Raw genomic sequence first — 16,137 nt, forward strand, 5'->3', positions numbered from 1 at the left:
GGGCGTTTTCGGCCATAAAACCGGCGGGCGATACGGCCAGGAACGCCCATACCCGCATGACGATCTCCGGCTATCGCTACGCTTCCACGTATGCGTGGCCAGGAATCCGGGTCCGAGCACGAACGCGAAGCCGACGGTTCGGCCGCACCGGCGACGCCTCCGCCGAGTTTCGGCCAGCCTTCGCCGCACGTGCCGCGGACCGATCGCACAGGTGACGATCAGCCCTACGACCCTCCGGCATGGCCAGAGCCGATGCCCGGCGCGGCTCAGCCGTGGACGGTCCCCGGGGATGACGGCGCCCCCTACGACTGGTTCGCCGACCCCGAAGACGATCTTCCAACCCCATGGCCCGGTTCCCCGCGGCCCGGTCATCCGGTGTCCGCGGAACCGCGGGGACAGGCATGGGCTGATCTTCCCCGTCCAGAACCTCACCTGCCCCCGTGGGCCGGTTCCTCCACCCCGCAGGGGCCGTCCGGCCCCCCTCCGGGAGCCCCCGGCCCGGCATGGACCGCACCCGCCCCCGCCGAGCCGCCCAACGCGCAATGGGCCGCGCCCGCTCCTACCGAGCCGCCGAACCCGCAGTGGGCCACGCCCGCGCCCGCCGAACCAGCCAACCCTCAGTGGACCGCGCCCGCGCCCACCGAGCCGGCCGGCCAGCCGTGGACCGGCTCGCCCGCCGTTTCCGACCCGTCCGGCCCGCAGGCGTGGTCGGGCCCGGCGTCCGCCGGTGACCCCACATCACCACCCGGACCCGTTCCGCTGACCAACCCGCCACTGTCCACCGCGCCGATCGTGCCTGGCGCCCCGCCGTGGCAACCGCCTCCCGCTTTCACAGCCGCCGCCGCAGGCATGCAGGTGTGGCCCTCCTCCGGTCCGGACGCCCACGGCGTCCAGCAATGGCCCGCGGCCACCGGGGAGCCGGTCTGGTCCGACCACGAGGAGACGGCGGCCCGTCCGGGTGAAGCCGGAGACGCCCCCATCTGGCCGGCGCACATGGTCCCCCACGACGGTCTCGACGACGACACCGCCAGGATCCGGCCGTCCGATCCCGCCGCGCTCGCTCGCCAGGAGCCGGTGGGCCTCGCGCCGACTTTCGAACCGGGCGGATACACCCCTGATCCGACGCCGCCCCCGGGACCGGAGCGCACCCCGGCTCCCGGGTCACCTTCCGAAGCAGGCCTGATCCCCGGCTTGGCGCCCGAACCGAGCCCGGCCTCAGGCCTGGCGTCCGAGCCGGGGCAGATCCCGAACCCGACGTCTGGGCCGAACCCGATCCCCGGCCCGGTGCCGGGGCTGGGCGCCCACGGCCCGGCGGCACCCGAATCGGACCGGATCTCCGGTCCGGTGTCGGGACCGAGCCCGATTCCCGGCCCGGTGTCGGGGCCGGGCGCCCACGGCCCGAATCCGGCGCCGTCCCCCGGACCTGACGCGCAGGCCCTCGGTCCGCTGCCATCGCCCGAGCCGGGTGCCCAGTCCTCGGGGCCCGCGTTCGCCGCGCAGAGCCCGGTCTCCCAGGCGGAGCCGGTGCCGCCGGTGCCGCCGTCTTCCTCCGAACCCGCCGCCCAGGGGGTGGCGCCGTCACCTGTTCCGTCGCAGCTCCCCGAGCCGGCCACCGCAGGAGCCTTCCCGTCGGAGCAGCCGCCTCCGGGCGACCAGGCGACCCCGCCCGGTGGGATAGCGGTGATATCGCAGCCGTCGTTCTCGCCCGTCCCGGCAGCATCTCCGGCCCAGCAACCGGCTTCCACGGCCGAGGCCGCGAGGATGCGCGGTCCGTTCACGCCTCCCTCGGGGGTCGCGATCCCGGCCGCGGTTCCCCCGCCCGCTCAGCCGGTCCGCAGCCGGAGCAAGACGTTGGTCATCGCCGCCGTGGCGGCGGTAGTGGTGGGTGGTATCGGCGCGGGCGCCTTCTACGCCTACCAGTCGTTCATCGCCAAGAAGCCGGCGAGCGTGGCCGGCCCGGTTCCCAGTTCCGAGCCGGTCGAGCCGACGGAGGATCCGGAGACCCCGATCGGGCCCGACCCGGTCAACGCCGACATGCTCAACTCCGAGCAGACCGACCCGGGCAAGATGACCGTGGCCGACGCCTTCACCAAGAAGGTGACCCTGGCCGGGGTCACGTTCGTCCGGGTCAAGACCGACGTCACCCAGCAGTGCCAGGAGGCGGCGGCCGGGAAGTTCGCCAGCATGCTGAAAAGCAAAGACTGCCGCCAGGTGCTGCGGGCCACGTATGTGGACAGCAAGCGGAAGTACGCCGTGACCACGGGGATCGCCGTACTGCCCACCCGTGAGTCCGCGGTCGAGGCCGATCGGGCCAAGAACCTCAACAGCAACCTGTGGTTCCGCGGCCTGCCAGGCACTCCCGGCACCGGGGCCGAGCGCGTGCACATCGCGGGCGGCTACGCGGCGGGCCTGGTGTGGGGACGCTACATCGTGTTCAGTTACGCCACCTACAGCGATGGGCACACCCCCACGGCGAAGGAGAAGGGCCTCGGCAAGGTCAGCGGAGCCTTCCGCGACCAGACCGCCAAGGTGGTCGAACGCCGCGTGACGAGTTGACGGAGAGGAAGCCGAGCCCGGCGCGGCCGGAAGGCGCGGGCCGGGCTGGAAGCACGCAAGGCAAAGGCGGACTCGGCCGACCGGCCAGGGAGAAAGCCGAGCCCGGCCAGGCGGGCCCGTGTGCCTCTCAGACGGGCCGGTGTGACCCTCAGGTGTCCGGCGTGACCTTCAGGCGTTGAGCGTGCGCACCCGACGGGTCTCCGCGGCCCGCCGGGCCAGCTCCTCGGCCTGGGGGTAGCGCACTTCCTCAAGGCAGAGACCGTGTGCCGGTGCGACACGCACCCCGGAGTCCCGTACGGCCCGCGTCAGCACCTGGCCGGGCCAGTCCGCCGGAAGACGCCCCTCTCCCACGGGCAGCAGCGACCCGATGAGCGCCCGGACCATCGAGTGGCAGAAGGCGTCGGCCACCACCGTCGCCACGAGGAGATCGTCCTCTCGGACCCAGTCAAGCCGCTGCAACTCACGGATCGTGGTCGCGCCCTCGCGCTTCTTGCAGAAGGCGGCGAAGTCGTGCTCGCCCAGCAGGTTGGCGGCGCCCTCGTTCAGCTTGTCGAGGTCGAGCGTGCGGTTGTGCCAGACGACCTCATGGCGGCGGAGCGGGTCCACTCCACCCGGCGCGTCAGAGATCCGATAGGCGTACCGTCGTGACACCGCGGAGAATCGCGCGTCAAAGCCCTCAGGAGCCACCGTAACGCCATAAATCCTGACATCCGGGGTCAGGACCCCACCTAGCCTCCTGCGGAGGCGAGAAAGGCGCTCATCGACGCCGGCCGGTGATCCGGGGGCCGCGGGGACGTCGGCCTGAGGCGTCTTCCGGTCGTGCCGGCTCTCCAGCGCTCCGAAGGCCTCGACCTCCAGGTCCACATGAGCCACCTGGCCCCGGGCGTGCACTCCGGCGTCGGTCCGCCCGGCCACGGTCAGCGCGGGCGGCTCGGGAAGCCTGAGAACCGTGCCGAGAGCCTCTTCGATCTCCCCCTGGACCGTCCGGCGACCCGGCTGCTTGGCCCAGCCGGAGAACCCGGTGCCGTCGTATGCGAGATCCAGGCGCAGCCGTACCACGATGTTCCTCCCGGAAAGGGGAACGGGCCCGGCTCCTCCCACGAAGGGGGTGCCGGGCCCGTTCACAGGACCTGAAAGATCAGGCCTCGTCCTTCTTGGCCTCGGTCTCCTCGGCGGGAGCCTCGGTGGCCTCAGCGGTCTCCTCGGCGACCTCCTCGACCTTGGTCTCCTCGGCCTTGGGCGCCTCAGCGGCGGGGGCCTGGGCCTTGCCGACACGGACCGTGTTCAGCGGCTCGGTCACCAGCTCGATGACCGCCATGGGGGCGGCGTCGCCCTTACGGTGACCGATCTTGGTGATCCGGGTGTAGCCACCGGGACGCTCGGCGAAGGTCGGCGCGATCTCGGTGAACAGGTGGTGGACGACACCCTTGTCACGAACGACGGTCAGCACCTGGCGACGGTTGTGCATGTCGCCCTTCTTCGCCTTGGTGATCAGCCGCTCCGCCAGCGGGCGCAGCCGCTTGGCCTTGGTCACGGTCGTCGTGATCCGGCCGTGCTGGAACAGCTGGGTGGCGAGGTTCGACAGGATCAGCCGCTCGTGAGCCGGGCTTCCGCCGAGACGGGCGCCCTTGGTGGGCTGAGGCATTTCATTCTCCTTGAGAGTTAACCCGCCCCGGCCGTACTAGGTACCGGGGTCGGGCCGGCGGGTCCTGAGGACCCCCGATGTGCAAACTCAGTACTGCTCGGTCTCGACGTACGCGCTGTCGTCGTCGTCGTAGCCGCCACCGGCCACCGCGCTCGGGTCGAACCCGGGCGGGGAGTCCTTCAGCGCGAGCGTCATCTCGTGCAGCTTCTGCTTGACCTCTTCGATGGACTTCGCACCGAAGTTGCGTATGTCCAGCAGGTCCTGCTCGCTGCGGGCGACGAGCTCACCCACGGTGTGGATGCCCTCGCGCTTGAGGCAGTTGTAGGAGCGGACGGTGAGGTTCAGCTCCTCGATCGGCAGCGCCAGGTCGGCGGCCAGGGCCGCGTCCGTCGGCGACGGGCCGATGTCGATGCCCTCGGCCTCGACGTTCAGCTCGCGGGCGAGACCGAACAGCTCGACGAGGGTCTTACCGGCGGAGGCCACCGCGTCACGGGGCTTCATGCACGGCTTGGTCTCGACGTCCAGGATCAGACGGTCGAAGTCGGTGCGCTGCTCGACACGGGTCGCCTCGACCTTGTAGGTGACCTTGAGCACCGGCGAGTAGATGGAGTCGATCGGGATGCGACCGATCTCCTGGCCCGGCTGCTTGTTCTGCGCCGCGGAGACGTAGCCGCGACCGCGCTCGACGGTCAGCTCCATCTCCAGCTTCGCCTTGCCGTTCAGCGTGGCGATGCGCAGCTCGGGGTTGTGCACCTCGACACCGGCCGGGGGCGCGATGTCGGCGGCGGTGACGTCGCCGGGGCCCTGCTTGCGCAGGTACATGACCACGGGCTCGTCGTGCTCCGAGGAGACGACCAGTTCCTTGAGGTTCAGGATGATGTCGGTGACGTCTTCCTTGACACCCGGAACGGTCGAGAACTCGTGCAGCACACCCTCGATGCGGATGCTGGTCACGGCCGCGCCCGGGATGGACGACAGCAGCGTGCGACGCAGCGAGTTGCCGATGGTGTAGCCGAAGCCCGGCTCCAGCGGCTCGATGATGAACTTGGACCGGGTCTCCTCGAGGGACTCCTCAAGGAGGGCCGGACGCTGAGCGATCAGCATTTGGGATCTCCCCCTGCATGGCGACGCCCGCTATTTGACGTCGCTCGAAACAACAGCATAAGTGCCGTGCGGCGAACCGCACGGCACTTGCGAGAGCTCTTACTTGGAGTAGAGCTCGACGATCAGCTGCTCCTGGACCTGGGTGTCGATCTGCTGACGGACCGGGAGCTGGTGGATCAGGACCCGCATGGCCTCCGGAGCGACGCCCAGCCAGGCCGGGAACGTCTTGTCACCGGAGGTGGCGCGAGCCACCTCGTAGGGCAGAAGGTTGCGCGAACGCTCGCGGACCTCGACGATGTCGTGCTCGCGAACGCGGTACGACGGGATGTCGACCTTCTTGCCGTTCACCAGGATGTGGCCGTGACGGACCTGCTGGCGAGCGGCGTCGCGGGACTCGGCGAAACCGGCGCGGTAGACCACGTTGTCGAGACGGCTCTCCAGGATCTGGAGGAGGTTCTCGCCGGTCTTGCCGCCCTTGCGGTTGGCTTCCTCGTAGTAGTTGCGGAACTGCTTCTCGAGGACGCCGTAGATGCGGCGGGTCTTCTGCTTCTCACGAAGCTGGAGCTGGTACTCAGACTCCTTGGGACGGCCGCGGCCGTGCTCACCCGGCGGGTAAGGACGGATCTCGATGGGGCACTTCGCGGACTCACACTTCTTGCCCTTGAGGAAGAGCTTGGTCTTCTCACGACGGCAAAGCTTGCAGTCCGCACCCGTGTAACGAGCCATTTTCTATCTTCTCCTGGGCGTCAGACGCGACGGCGCTTGGGCGGACGGCAGCCGTTGTGCGGCACGGGGGTGACGTCCTGAATGGACCCGACCTCAAGACCGGTCGCCTGCAGCGAACGGATGGCGGTCTCACGGCCGGAGCCGGGGCCCTTGACGAAGACGTCGACCTTGCGCATGCCGTGCTCCATGGCGCGGCGCGCGGCGTTCTCGGCGGCCATCTGCGCGGCGAACGGGGTGGACTTACGGGAGCCCTTGAACCCGACGTGGCCGGCGCTGGCCCAGGAGATCACGTTCCCGCTCGGGTCGGTGATCGAAACGATCGTGTTGTTGAACGTGCTCTTGATGTGGGCGTGCCCGTGAGCGACGTTCTTCTTTTCCTTGCGGCGCACCTTCTTAGGGGCACCCTGGCGGCTCTTAGGAGGCATTGCTTGCCTTCACTCCTGAGGTCTTCGGTCCTGCGGCTGCGCGGACTACTTCTTACCGGGCTTCTTCTTGCCGGCCACGGTCTTCTTCTTGCCCTTACGGGTGCGCGCGTTGGTCTGCGTACGCTGACCGTGCACGGGAAGGCCACGGCGGTGCCGGATGCCCTGGTAGCACTGAATCTCGATCTTGCGGCGAATGTCGGCCTGGACCTCACGGCGGAGGTCACCTTCGATCTTGAAGTTGGCCTCGATGTAGTCACGCAGCGGAACGAGCTCTTCGTCCGTGAGCTGGTGAACCCGAAGGTCGCCACTCACGCCCGTGGCCTTGAGGGTCTCAAGCGCGCGAGTGCGGCCGATTCCGTAAATGTAGGTGAGAGCGATCTCCAGCCGCTTGTCGCGGGGGAGGTCGACGCCAACCAGGCGAGCCATGGTCGGGCATTCTCCTTCTTTGTGGCGGAGGTCCTACGCCTCACTTCCCCTCCCCATGCCCGGGGCGAGGGCCCCGGCCTCCGACCGGGGGTCTCCTGCGGGGTACGGCATCGCCGCCTACGCAGGTGTGAAACGCGATTACTTTGTCAGCCTCACATGGGTCGAGCCCGCCACGAGGACGGACTCTATGTAAGGCCTGTTCTCTGTGACTAGCCCTGACGCTGCTTGTGGCGCAGGTTGTCGCAGATCACCATGACGCGACCGTGCCGGCGAATCACCTTGCACTTGTCACAGATCTTCTTGACGCTCGGCTTGACCTTCATAGTCCTTATTCGTCCCTCAGACGCTTACTTGTATCGGTAGACGATCCGCCCACGACTAAGGTCGTAGGGGCTCAGTTCGACGACCACCCTGTCGTCAGGAAGGATTCGGATGTAGTGCATCCGCATCCGCCCGCTGATGTGGGCCAGGACCTTATGGCCGTTATCGAGCTGCACCCGGAACATCGCGTTCGGGAGCGACTCAACCACAGTGCCCTCGATCTCGATGGCGCCGTCTTTCTTGGCCATGTCCCTCGCGTTTCACTGATCGGTCGTCTGAGGCTTCGGAACACTAAGCAGCCGCGACCCAGCGCTTCGATGAGAGCGGCGGTTGCGACACCGCCGACGCGCAATGGTCATAGTGAACCGAAGAAGGAGTGTACGGTACGCGGCGAAGAAATGCGAAACAGACGGCCGGTACCTTGACACAACCGCTAACCAGGATAGCGCAGATCCGCGGCGAGGTAACCGGCACGGTACAGCGCGTGAACGATCACATTGTCCTCGTAGGAACGCCTGACCTGGTCGAAGGTCCCACCACACGTCACTAGGCTCAACCGCCTCTCCCGTGTCGAGCCGTACACGCGGTCGGCCGGGAAATGATCCTTGGGCGCCTGCTCCAGCCGCTCCACCGCGAAGACCGCCACGGTTCCGTCCCCGCGTGCCACGAAGATGGGGTCCCCGGCCTTGAGCTCGCCGAGCCGGGCGAACACGGCGGGCCCGCTCCTGGTGTCGAGGTGCCCGACGATGACCGCCGAGCCGGGCTCCCCCGGGGTCGGGCCTCCGCCGTACCAGCCGGCGAAGTCGGCGTGATCGAGCGGCGGTACGGCGAGCGTGCCGTCGCCCCTCAGCCCGAGCACCACCAGCGGGGCGTTCACCCCGATGCTCGGAATCATGATCCGCGTCGGCTCGCCTCGGCCGAGTTCCTGCGCGAGCGGGGTCGGCCGGCCCGACCCGCCCGCTCCGGCCCGCGCGGGCGACGCGCCCGCCCGGAGGGCGCCGGGACTCCCCTTCTCCCCCGGCGCCGCGATGCCGCACCCGGCCGCCACGAGTGCCAGGCCCAGAAGCACACGGACGAAAGAGATGGATCCGTGCCCGCCCGGAACGCGGCCCCGCCGATGACCCGCATGAAAGGTCCCGGGCGAGCACGGAAGTCTAGTGATCGCTTCGTTTGCGGCGGCCGCGCACCAGCGCCAGGCCCGCCCCCAGGGCCGTCACGACCGTGGCCAGTGCCCCGAAGAGCCAGGCGGTGCGCTCGGTGTCGTCGGCTTCGGCCATCGCGAGTCCGCCACCACCGGTGTCGGGCCCGTTGGTCGGGTGGGTGTCGTTCACGACGAACGTGCCGTTGTACGGCCCGCCCCGGACGCAGCGAACGGTGATGGCGTAGGTGCCGGGTGCGGCGTGGGGACTGATGCGGGCGGTGCCGTACATCGTGCCGTCATGCTTGCTCAGCCCCGCCGAGGTGGTCTTGAACGCCGCGGAGTAGGCCGTCGCCGGGGCGACGCAAGGATCGACGGATATGCTCACGCTCTGTCCCGGGTGGACCGTCGACGGCGTGACGCTCACATCGCCGCCCCCGGCCGCGCCTCCCGCGAACACCAGCACGGCCGCGCTTCCCACCAGGACTTTGGCCGATGCCACAGGGTCTCGCCTGAGGCCCATTACCCACCCCCACCTCACGGGCCTGCCCCGACAACGATCATCTACCCGTCTTGATCAGGGCCAACTGTTACGGGCGGTAAAGTTCTGGCACAGCGCGAAAGCCCCCCGATGACCAGTCATCGGGGGGCTTTTCAGGCAGTGGTGATCCCTAGAAGGCGTCTCCCCAGCCACCGCAGTCGTCGAAACGATCGGTGCCCTCGCAGACGCGGATCTTGAAGTCGTCGAAGCCGCTGCTCTTCTTGAAACCGCCGAACTTCTCGAAGTGCCGGTTGCCGAAGGTCTTGTAGTACTTGACGTGGCTGCCGAACCTGTCGTGCCACTTGAACCACACGTAGCTGTACTCGCGGTCGTGATCACGGTCGAACAGGTCCCCGAAGAACCAGTAACGGCCGCTGTCGCTGTACCAGTAGCCCTTGAAGTAGGACCGGTGGCCGAAGTCCTCGCCTCCGCCGAACGCGGAGTAGTACGGGCCGAAGAAGTGTTTCCGCGGGCTCTGCGCCTGCTGGGCGGCGGAGGTGCCGGCGGTGGCCGCCTGGGCGGGGGCTGCGGCCAGACCGGCGGCGAGCGAACCGGTGAGGGCGGTACCGACGACAAAGGCGCGAATCTTGCTCATATCTTCCTCCTGAGAAGGGGTCCGCCGTTCGGACACCGCTCACGTTAGGAAGATTCGATCCGCCTCTCTGCGCAGGAATGCACACTCAGCACGAACGTGAACTATTACTGGTTGTCCCTGTTTGCCAGGAGAGCGAAGAACGTGGTGATCAGCAGCATCACGCCCCAGGGCCCCATCACCCACAGGGGCCAGGGGTAGGGGAAGTCGAAGCCGTTCGTCACCCCGAGAATGAGCCACACCGCCCAGTTGACGCCGCTCGCCGCCGCCCAGCTGGCCCACACCGCCGCCAGGCCCTTTTTCTGGAGCTGACGCCTGTCACGGCGCTCCGGACGGCGCTCTCGGCGGGACGAGGACTCACGCAGCTGACGCAGGTCCACGTCGGGCAGGTCGGAGGTGAGCATGGCGAGCTCGCCGTACGTCTTGCTCCCGTAGAGCTGCTCCAGCCGCTCGTTGAACTCGTCGGCGCTGAGCCGACCCTGTGCGTAGTGCTCCTGCAGGACCGTGGCGACCTTGTCCCGATCGCCGTCCGAGGCCCGCATGTCCGGGCTTGCCGCCATCTCAACCACATCCGCTCACCGGCGCGGGATGTTCACCTAGCCCGCGTTTCCCAACAGCTCGGCAAGCCGCTCTTCACCCCCGTCAAGGGCGGTCAGTACCCAAGGTCCATTATGGGTCACCGCAACGCTGTGCTCGAAGTGGGCGGAGGCCTTGCCGTCGACGGTGACGACGGTCCAGTCATCGGCCAGGACCTTGGTCCGGTCGGTGCCGAGGTTCACCATCGGCTCGACGGCGAAGCACATGCCCGGCTCGAAGCGCGGCCCGCGGCCCGGCTTGCCATGGTTGGCGACCCACGGGTCCATGTGCATCTCGGTGCCGATGCCGTGCCCGCCGTACTCCTGGGGGATGCCGTAGCGGCCCTGGGAGCGGACGTACTTCTCCACCTCGTGGCCGATGTCGGACAGGTGGCGGCCCACGGTGAGCGCGGCGATCCCCCGCCACATGGCCTCCTCGGTGACCCGCATCAGCTCGGTCAGCTTGGGGTCCACCTCGCCCACCGGAACCGTGATGGCCGAGTCGCCGTGCCAGCCGTCCAGGATGGCCCCACAGTCGATCGAGATGACGTCGCCTTCCTGCAGCGCCCGCCGTTTGCTCGGGATACCGTGAACGACCTCGTGGTTCACCGACGCGCAGATCGTCGCCGGGAAGCCCTGGTATCCCTTGAAGGAGGGGATCGCGCCCTCGTCCCGGATCGCCTTCTCCGCGATCTCGTCGAGGTCCAGCGGTGTCATTCCCGGCTGGACACTCTCCCGGAGCAGCTGCAGCGTACGGCCGACCACCAGGCCCGCCGCCCGCATCTTCTCCAGCTGCTCGGGCGTCTTGATCTGAATTCCGTGCTTGTTCTTCTTGAACACGTGCGCACCCCCTGGGGTGATTCAACGGGCAATCCGGGAGCCCAATTCCCCCGATTGTGCCCTAAACGGCAGCACGCCACCCATGGGAACCCATGGGTGGCGTGCTCGGTGAGATCTCTCTAGTCCGCGTAGGGACCCAATGCCTCCATCGCGCGCTGGGTGACCTCTTCCACCGGACCGGTCGCGTCCACCCCGACCAGGATGCCCTCGTCGGCGTAGAAGGAGACGAGCGGAGCGGTCTGCTCCTGGTAGACCTCCAGCCGGTGCCGGACGGTCTGCTCCTTGTCGTCATCGCGCTGGTAGAGCCGTCCACCGCAGGCGTCGCAGACGTCGTCCTTCTTGTCGTCGAAGTCGACGTGCCAGATGCGACCGCACTGGCTGCACGTGCGGCGGCCGGCCAGCCGTCGCACGACCTCCTCGTCGTCCACCACGAGCTCAAGGACGATGTCCAGGCCGGCACCGAACTCGGCGAGCATCTTCTTCAGGATCTCGGCCTGGGGCACGTTCCTGGGGAAGCCGTCGAGCAGGAAACCGTCCTGCGCGTCGCTCTCCGAGAGGCGGTCGCGGACCATCGCGATGGTGACCTCGTCGGGCACGAGATCGCCGCGGTCCATGTATTCCTTGGCAAGCTTGCCGAGCTCCGTACCGCCCGAGACATTGGCACGGAAGATGTCACCTGTCGAGATCTTCGGGATGGACAGGTTCGATGCGATGAACTGGGCCTGCGTCCCCTTACCCGCTCCGGGGGGCCCCACCAGGACGAGACGCACTACCTCAGGAAACCTTCGTAGTTGCGCTGCTGGAGCTGGCTTTCGATCTGCTTCACGGTGTCAAGGCCGACACCAACCATGATCAGAATGCTCGTCCCTCCGAACGGGAAGTTCTGACTCGCGCCGACGAGCGCCAGCGCGACGATCGGGACCATGGAAATCAGGCCCAGATAGATCGCGCCGGGAGCCGTGAGTCGCGTGAGCACGTAGTTCAAGTACTCAGCCGTCGGCCGGCCCGGGCGGATACCCGGAATGAACCCACCGTACTTCTTCATGTTGTCGGCGACTTCAACGGGGTTGAAGGTAATGGACACATAGAAGTAAGTGAAGAAGACGATCAGCAGGAAGAAGGTGGCCATGTAGACGGGTGTGTCACCCGTGACCAGGTGCTGCTGGATCCAGCTGACGATGGCGTTCGGCTCTTCCTGGGTGTTGCTGAAGAGCGTCGTGAGCAGCTGCGGAAGGTAGAGCAGCGAGGAGGCGAAGATGACCGGGATGATGCCGGCCTGGTTCACCTTCAGGGGGATGTAGGTCGAGGTCCCGCCGTACATCCGGCGGCCGACCATGCGCTTGGCGTACTGCACGGGTACCCGGCGCTGCGCCTGCTCCACCATGACCACCAGGGCGATCATCGCGATACCGGTCACGATCACCACGCTGAAGACGAAGGCGCCCTTCTGACGGGCGATGTTCAGCAGCTCGGCCGGGAAGACCGCGATGACCTGAGTGAAGATCAGGATGGACATGCCGTTGCCGACGCCGCGGTCCGTGACGAGCTCGCCCAGCCACATGATGACGGCGGTACCGGCGGTCATCGTCACCACCATGGTGGCGATGGCGAAGACGTTGTCCTTGTCGAGCAGGATCTCCTCACGGCACCCGGGGAAAAGCTGCCCGCTGCGCGCGAGGGCGATGAAGGCGGTCGACTGGAGAATGGCCAGGCCGACCGTCAGGTAACGCGTATATTGCGTGATCTTGGTCTGGCCTGCCTGGCCCTCCTTCTTGAGGGCTTCCAGGCGAGGAATCACCACGACCAGGAGTTGGAGAATGATGCTCGCTGTGATGTACGGCATGATGCCGAGCGCGAACACCGACAGCTTGAGCAAGGCGCCACCGCTGAACAGCTGCACCATGCCATAGATGTTTCCGGCATCGCCGGCCTGTGCCTGCTGGAGGCATCGGGCGATGTTTTCGTTGTTGACACCCGGAGTCGGAAGAACCGAGCCGAGCCGGAACAGCGCGATGATGCCCAGTGTGAAGAGCAACTTCTTTCGCAGGTCCGGCGTACGGAACGCTCGGGTAAACGCGGTCAGCACGGTCCCTCCTGCGCGCCTGAAAGGCGAGGTCGGTCAGCGATGGGTCGGGGGTGGTCCATCTTTGCTATCTCAAGTCAGCGAGCCCACGGAAATGAGTTGAGACCCACTATCCAGCGAACTCTAACGCACTACGGGCGCGGGAGCCCATTACGAGCCCCCGCGCCGCGTCGTGATGCTACAGCTCGGAGACGGAGCCACCGGCAGCGGCGATCTTCTCCTTGGCGCTGGCGGAGAAGGCGTGCGCCTGCACGTTCAACGCCACGGAGATCTCGCCCGTTCCCAGGACCTTCACGAGCTGCCTCTTGCGGACCGCGCCCTTGGCGACCAGCGCCTCGACGGTGACGTCGCCACCCTCGGGGAACAGCTCGCCGAGCCTGTCCAGGTTGACAACCTGGTAGGTCGTCTTGAACAGGGCGTTGGAGAAGCCCTTGAACTTGGGCAGACGCCGCTGGAGCGGAACCTGGCCACCCTCGAAGCCGAGGGGAACCGTGGTCCGGGACGTCGTGCCCTTGGTGCCACGACCGGCGGTCTTGCCCTTGGACGCCTCGCCGCGGCCCTTGCGGACCTTCGACTTGTTGGCGCCGGGGGCCGGACGCAGGTGGTGGATACGGAGCGGAGTGTTCTCTGCCATGTCTAGTCGACCTCTTCCACGGTGACGAGGTGCGTCACCACGGAGACCATGCCGCGGATCTCCGGGCGGTCCTCCTTGACGACGACGTCGCCGATTCGCTTCAGACCGAGCGAGCGCAGCGAGTCACGCTGGTTCTGCTTGCCGCCGATCTTCGAGCGGACCTGAGTGATCTTCAGGCGTGCCATCGGCTAGCTCACCGCCTTAGCCGCCGCGGCCTCCGCCATGCCCTCGGCGCGAGCCTTGAGCATGGCCTTGGGGGCGACGTCCTCGATCGGCAGGCCACGCCGGGCCGCGATCTCCTCAGGGCGGCTGAGGCCCTTCAGAGCCGCCACGGTGGCGTGCACGATGTTGATCGGGTTGTCCGAGCCGAGCGACTTCGACAGCACGTCGTGGATGCCGGCGCACTCCAGAACGGCGCGCACCGGGCCACCGGCGATGACACCGGTACCGGGCGAGGCCGGACGGAGGAAGACGACACCCGCGGCCTCTTCACCCTGCACGATGTGCGGGATGGTGCCCTGGATGCGGGGCACCCTGAAGAAGTGCTTCTTGGCCTCTTCGACGCCCTTGGCGATGGCCGCGGGCACTTCCTTGGCCTTGCCGTAGCCGACGCCGACCATGCCGTTGCCGTCACCGACGACGACCAGGGCGGTGAAGCTGAAGCGACGACCACCCTTCACGACCTTGGCCACTCGGTTGATCTTTACGACGCGCTCGATGTACGAGACGCCCTTGTCAGCGTTGCCACCGCGGCGGTCGTCACGACGACCGTCACGCCGCTCGCCACCGGCGGCGCCACCGCGACGCGGTGCTCCAGCCATTAGTGGTTCCTCTTCTCATTCGTAAGACGGGCCATCAGAACTCCAGCCCGCCTTCGCGGGCGCTGTCCGCGAGGGCCGCGATGCGGCCCGCGTAGCGGTTGCCACCACGGTCGAACACGACGGCGGTGATCCCGGCAGCCTTGGCCCGCTGAGCGAGAAGCTCGCCGACCTGCTTCGCCTTGTCGGTCTTGTCACCCGCGGCCGAGCGCAGGGAGGCGTCCATGGTGGAGGCGCTCACCAGCGTGTGGCCCTGGGAGTCGTCGACGATCTGCACGAACAGGTGTCGCGTGGAGCGGTTGACGACCAGGCGCGGACGCTCGGCCGTACCAACAACCTTCTTGCGGACTCGGCCGTGGCGGCGGGCCCGCGAGACGGCGCGGGCGGCCGTGTGCTTGCCGAACGCAGTCTTGCCAGCCATGCCTACTTACCAGCCTTTCCGACCTTGCGGCGGATAACTTCGCCCTGGTAACGCACGCCCTTGCCCTTGTACGGGTCGGGCTTGCGCAGCTTGCGGATGTTCGCGGCGATCTCGCCGACCTTCTGCTTGTCGATGCCGTCCACGTGGAACAGGGTCGGCTTCTCGACGCGGAAGGAGACACCCTCGGGGGCGTCGACGATCACCGGGTGGCTGAAGCCGAGAGCGAACTCGAGCTGAGTCGGGCTCTTGGCCTGGACACGGTAACCGACGCCCACGATCTCCAGAGTCTTGGAGTATCCCTGGGTCACGCCGGTCACCATGTTGGCGATCAGCGTGCGGGACAGCCCGTGCAGCGCACGGACCTTGTTCTCGTCGCTGGGACGCGTGACGGTGACAGCACCGTCCTCGCCCTTGGCGACCTCGATCGGCTCAGCGACCGTGTGTGAAAGCGTGCCCTTGGGGCCCTTGACCGTGACATTCCGGCCATCGATGGCGATGTCCACGCCGTTCGGTACAGGGATGGGCAGCCGTCCGATTCGCGACATGCTGTGTTTTCTCCCTTCTACCAAACGAAGGCGAGGACTTCCCCGCCCACTCCGCGCTTACCGGCCTGCTTGTCGGTCATGAGGCCGCCGGACGTCGAGATGATCGCGACGCCCAGTCCACCCAGGACTCGGGGCAGGTTGTCCTTCTTTGCATAAACCCGCAGACCGGGCTTGGAAACCCGGCGCAGGCCCGCGAGCGCCCGCTCACGGCTCGGCCCGAACTTGAGCTCCACCACGAGGTTCTTTCCGACCTTGGCGTCTTCGACGCTCCAGGACTGGATGTAACCCTCCTGCTGGAGGATCTCGGCGATGTGCGCCTTGATCTTCGAGTACGGCATTGCCACGGTGTCGTGGTACGCCGAGTTCGCGTTTCGCAGACGCGTCAGCATGTCTGCGATCGGGTCGGTCATCGTCATGGCCGGTGGCCTTCCTCACCGCGGTTTCCACAAGGGACCTACGGTGCGGTCATGGGCGCTTAAGGCAGCGCCCGGTGAATACGAACTTCTATGTGCGGCTGGCGCCGCGCGGGCCCGTGGTGTTCACGGAGGCCGCGCGAGCGTCTACCAGCTGGACTTGGTGATGCCGGGCAGCTCGCCCCGGTGCGCCATCTCGCGGAAGCAGATGCGGCACAGGCCGAACTTCCTGTAGACGGCGCGGGGACGACCACAGCGCGAGCACCGAGTGTACGCCCGGACCTCGAACTTGGCCTTGCGAGCGGCCTTGACCTTGAGCGACGTCTTCGCCATG

At 67.4% G+C, this 16,137-nt stretch carries 23 protein-coding genes; 1 reads left to right on the forward strand and 22 read right to left on the reverse strand.

What is annotated here, in order from left to right; translation table 11 throughout:
- Positions 1–90 precede the first annotated feature (90 nt).
- A complete protein-coding gene (locus ACFY2X_RS37785; protein ID WP_389947888.1) occupies positions 91–2,556 on the forward strand; it encodes a hypothetical protein in 2,466 nt (821 codons plus the stop codon).
- Positions 2,557–2,724: 168 nt separating this feature from the next.
- Here the strand turns inward: ACFY2X_RS37785 and truA are convergent, their stop codons facing one another.
- From truA to ACFY2X_RS37895, 22 genes are all read right to left on the reverse strand, one after another.
- A complete protein-coding gene (gene truA, locus ACFY2X_RS37790) occupies positions 2,725–3,615 on the reverse strand; it encodes a tRNA pseudouridine(38-40) synthase TruA (RefSeq protein WP_389947889.1) in 891 nt (296 codons plus the stop codon).
- Between the two features lie 79 nt (positions 3,616–3,694).
- Positions 3,695–4,201, reverse strand: a complete 507-nt coding sequence (gene rplQ / locus ACFY2X_RS37795; RefSeq protein WP_389947890.1) for a 50S ribosomal protein L17 — start codon at positions 4,199–4,201, stop codon at positions 3,695–3,697.
- Positions 4,202–4,288: 87 nt separating this feature from the next.
- Positions 4,289–5,305: a DNA-directed RNA polymerase subunit alpha gene (locus ACFY2X_RS37800; RefSeq protein ID WP_389947891.1), complete on the reverse strand. Its 1,017-nt coding sequence runs from the start codon at positions 5,303–5,305 to the stop codon at positions 4,289–4,291.
- Positions 5,306–5,404: 99 nt separating this feature from the next.
- Positions 5,405–6,031, reverse strand: a complete 627-nt coding sequence (rpsD, locus tag ACFY2X_RS37805; RefSeq protein ID WP_389947892.1) for a 30S ribosomal protein S4 — start codon at positions 6,029–6,031, stop codon at positions 5,405–5,407.
- Between the two features lie 20 nt (positions 6,032–6,051).
- Complete coding sequence (gene rpsK, locus ACFY2X_RS37810) at positions 6,052–6,456, reverse strand: 30S ribosomal protein S11 (RefSeq protein WP_012887860.1); 405 nt, start codon at positions 6,454–6,456, stop codon at positions 6,052–6,054.
- Between the two features lie 45 nt (positions 6,457–6,501).
- On the reverse strand, positions 6,502–6,882 hold the full coding sequence (rpsM, locus tag ACFY2X_RS37815) for a 30S ribosomal protein S13 (protein ID WP_184538269.1): 381 nt from the start codon (positions 6,880–6,882) through the stop codon (positions 6,502–6,504).
- Positions 6,883–7,091: 209 nt separating this feature from the next.
- Positions 7,092–7,205, reverse strand: a complete 114-nt coding sequence (gene rpmJ / locus ACFY2X_RS37820) for a 50S ribosomal protein L36 (RefSeq protein ID WP_003956441.1) — start codon at positions 7,203–7,205, stop codon at positions 7,092–7,094.
- A gap of 24 nt (positions 7,206–7,229) precedes the next feature.
- Entirely contained in the window at positions 7,230–7,451 is a 222-nt protein-coding gene (gene infA, locus ACFY2X_RS37825) for a translation initiation factor IF-1 (RefSeq protein ID WP_012887858.1), read from the reverse strand.
- Positions 7,452–7,636: 185 nt separating this feature from the next.
- Positions 7,637–8,272, reverse strand: coding sequence for a class F sortase (locus tag ACFY2X_RS37830; protein WP_389947893.1), 636 nt, complete (start codon positions 8,270–8,272; stop codon positions 7,637–7,639).
- 85 nt (positions 8,273–8,357) lie between these two features.
- Positions 8,358–8,843, reverse strand: coding sequence for a hypothetical protein (locus ACFY2X_RS37835; RefSeq protein ID WP_389947894.1), 486 nt, complete (start codon positions 8,841–8,843; stop codon positions 8,358–8,360).
- A gap of 169 nt (positions 8,844–9,012) precedes the next feature.
- The gene (locus ACFY2X_RS37840) at positions 9,013–9,477 is read right to left on the reverse strand and encodes a hypothetical protein (protein ID WP_389947895.1); all 465 of its coding nucleotides are present in this window, start codon (positions 9,475–9,477) and stop codon (positions 9,013–9,015) included.
- 104 nt (positions 9,478–9,581) lie between these two features.
- A complete protein-coding gene (locus ACFY2X_RS37845) occupies positions 9,582–10,034 on the reverse strand; it encodes a DUF1707 domain-containing protein (RefSeq protein WP_389947896.1) in 453 nt (150 codons plus the stop codon).
- A 36-nt stretch (positions 10,035–10,070) separates the two neighbouring features.
- Entirely contained in the window at positions 10,071–10,889 is an 819-nt protein-coding gene (gene map, locus ACFY2X_RS37850) for a type I methionyl aminopeptidase (RefSeq protein WP_389947897.1), read from the reverse strand.
- Between the two features lie 119 nt (positions 10,890–11,008).
- Positions 11,009–11,659, reverse strand: a complete 651-nt coding sequence (locus ACFY2X_RS37855) for an adenylate kinase (protein WP_389947898.1) — start codon at positions 11,657–11,659, stop codon at positions 11,009–11,011.
- Positions 11,659–12,975, reverse strand: coding sequence for a preprotein translocase subunit SecY (secY, locus tag ACFY2X_RS37860; RefSeq protein ID WP_389947899.1), 1,317 nt, complete (start codon positions 12,973–12,975; stop codon positions 11,659–11,661). Before secY ends, ACFY2X_RS37855 begins: the two co-directional genes overlap by 1 nt.
- Before the next feature lie 175 nt (positions 12,976–13,150).
- Complete coding sequence (rplO, locus tag ACFY2X_RS37865; RefSeq protein ID WP_389947900.1) at positions 13,151–13,606, reverse strand: 50S ribosomal protein L15; 456 nt, start codon at positions 13,604–13,606, stop codon at positions 13,151–13,153.
- Between the two features lie 2 nt (positions 13,607–13,608).
- On the reverse strand, positions 13,609–13,791 hold the full coding sequence (gene rpmD, locus ACFY2X_RS37870) for a 50S ribosomal protein L30 (protein WP_068896549.1): 183 nt from the start codon (positions 13,789–13,791) through the stop codon (positions 13,609–13,611).
- 3 nt (positions 13,792–13,794) lie between these two features.
- The gene (gene rpsE, locus ACFY2X_RS37875) at positions 13,795–14,427 is read right to left on the reverse strand and encodes a 30S ribosomal protein S5 (RefSeq protein WP_389947901.1); all 633 of its coding nucleotides are present in this window, start codon (positions 14,425–14,427) and stop codon (positions 13,795–13,797) included.
- Positions 14,428–14,461: 34 nt separating this feature from the next.
- Positions 14,462–14,845, reverse strand: a complete 384-nt coding sequence (gene rplR, locus ACFY2X_RS37880; protein ID WP_389947902.1) for a 50S ribosomal protein L18 — start codon at positions 14,843–14,845, stop codon at positions 14,462–14,464.
- A 2-nt stretch (positions 14,846–14,847) separates the two neighbouring features.
- The gene (gene rplF, locus ACFY2X_RS37885) at positions 14,848–15,390 is read right to left on the reverse strand and encodes a 50S ribosomal protein L6 (RefSeq protein WP_389947903.1); all 543 of its coding nucleotides are present in this window, start codon (positions 15,388–15,390) and stop codon (positions 14,848–14,850) included.
- 17 nt (positions 15,391–15,407) lie between these two features.
- Complete coding sequence (gene rpsH, locus ACFY2X_RS37890) at positions 15,408–15,806, reverse strand: 30S ribosomal protein S8 (protein ID WP_389947904.1); 399 nt, start codon at positions 15,804–15,806, stop codon at positions 15,408–15,410.
- 144 nt (positions 15,807–15,950) lie between these two features.
- Positions 15,951–16,136 (reverse strand): type Z 30S ribosomal protein S14, encoded by a 186-nt coding sequence (locus ACFY2X_RS37895; RefSeq protein ID WP_012887844.1) that lies wholly within the window; start codon positions 16,134–16,136, stop codon positions 15,951–15,953.
- Position 16,137 lies beyond the last annotated feature (1 nt).

The organism is Streptosporangium sp. NPDC000396 (assembly GCF_042898655.1).
Classification (GTDB): Bacteria; Actinomycetota; Actinomycetes; order Streptosporangiales; family Streptosporangiaceae; genus Streptosporangium.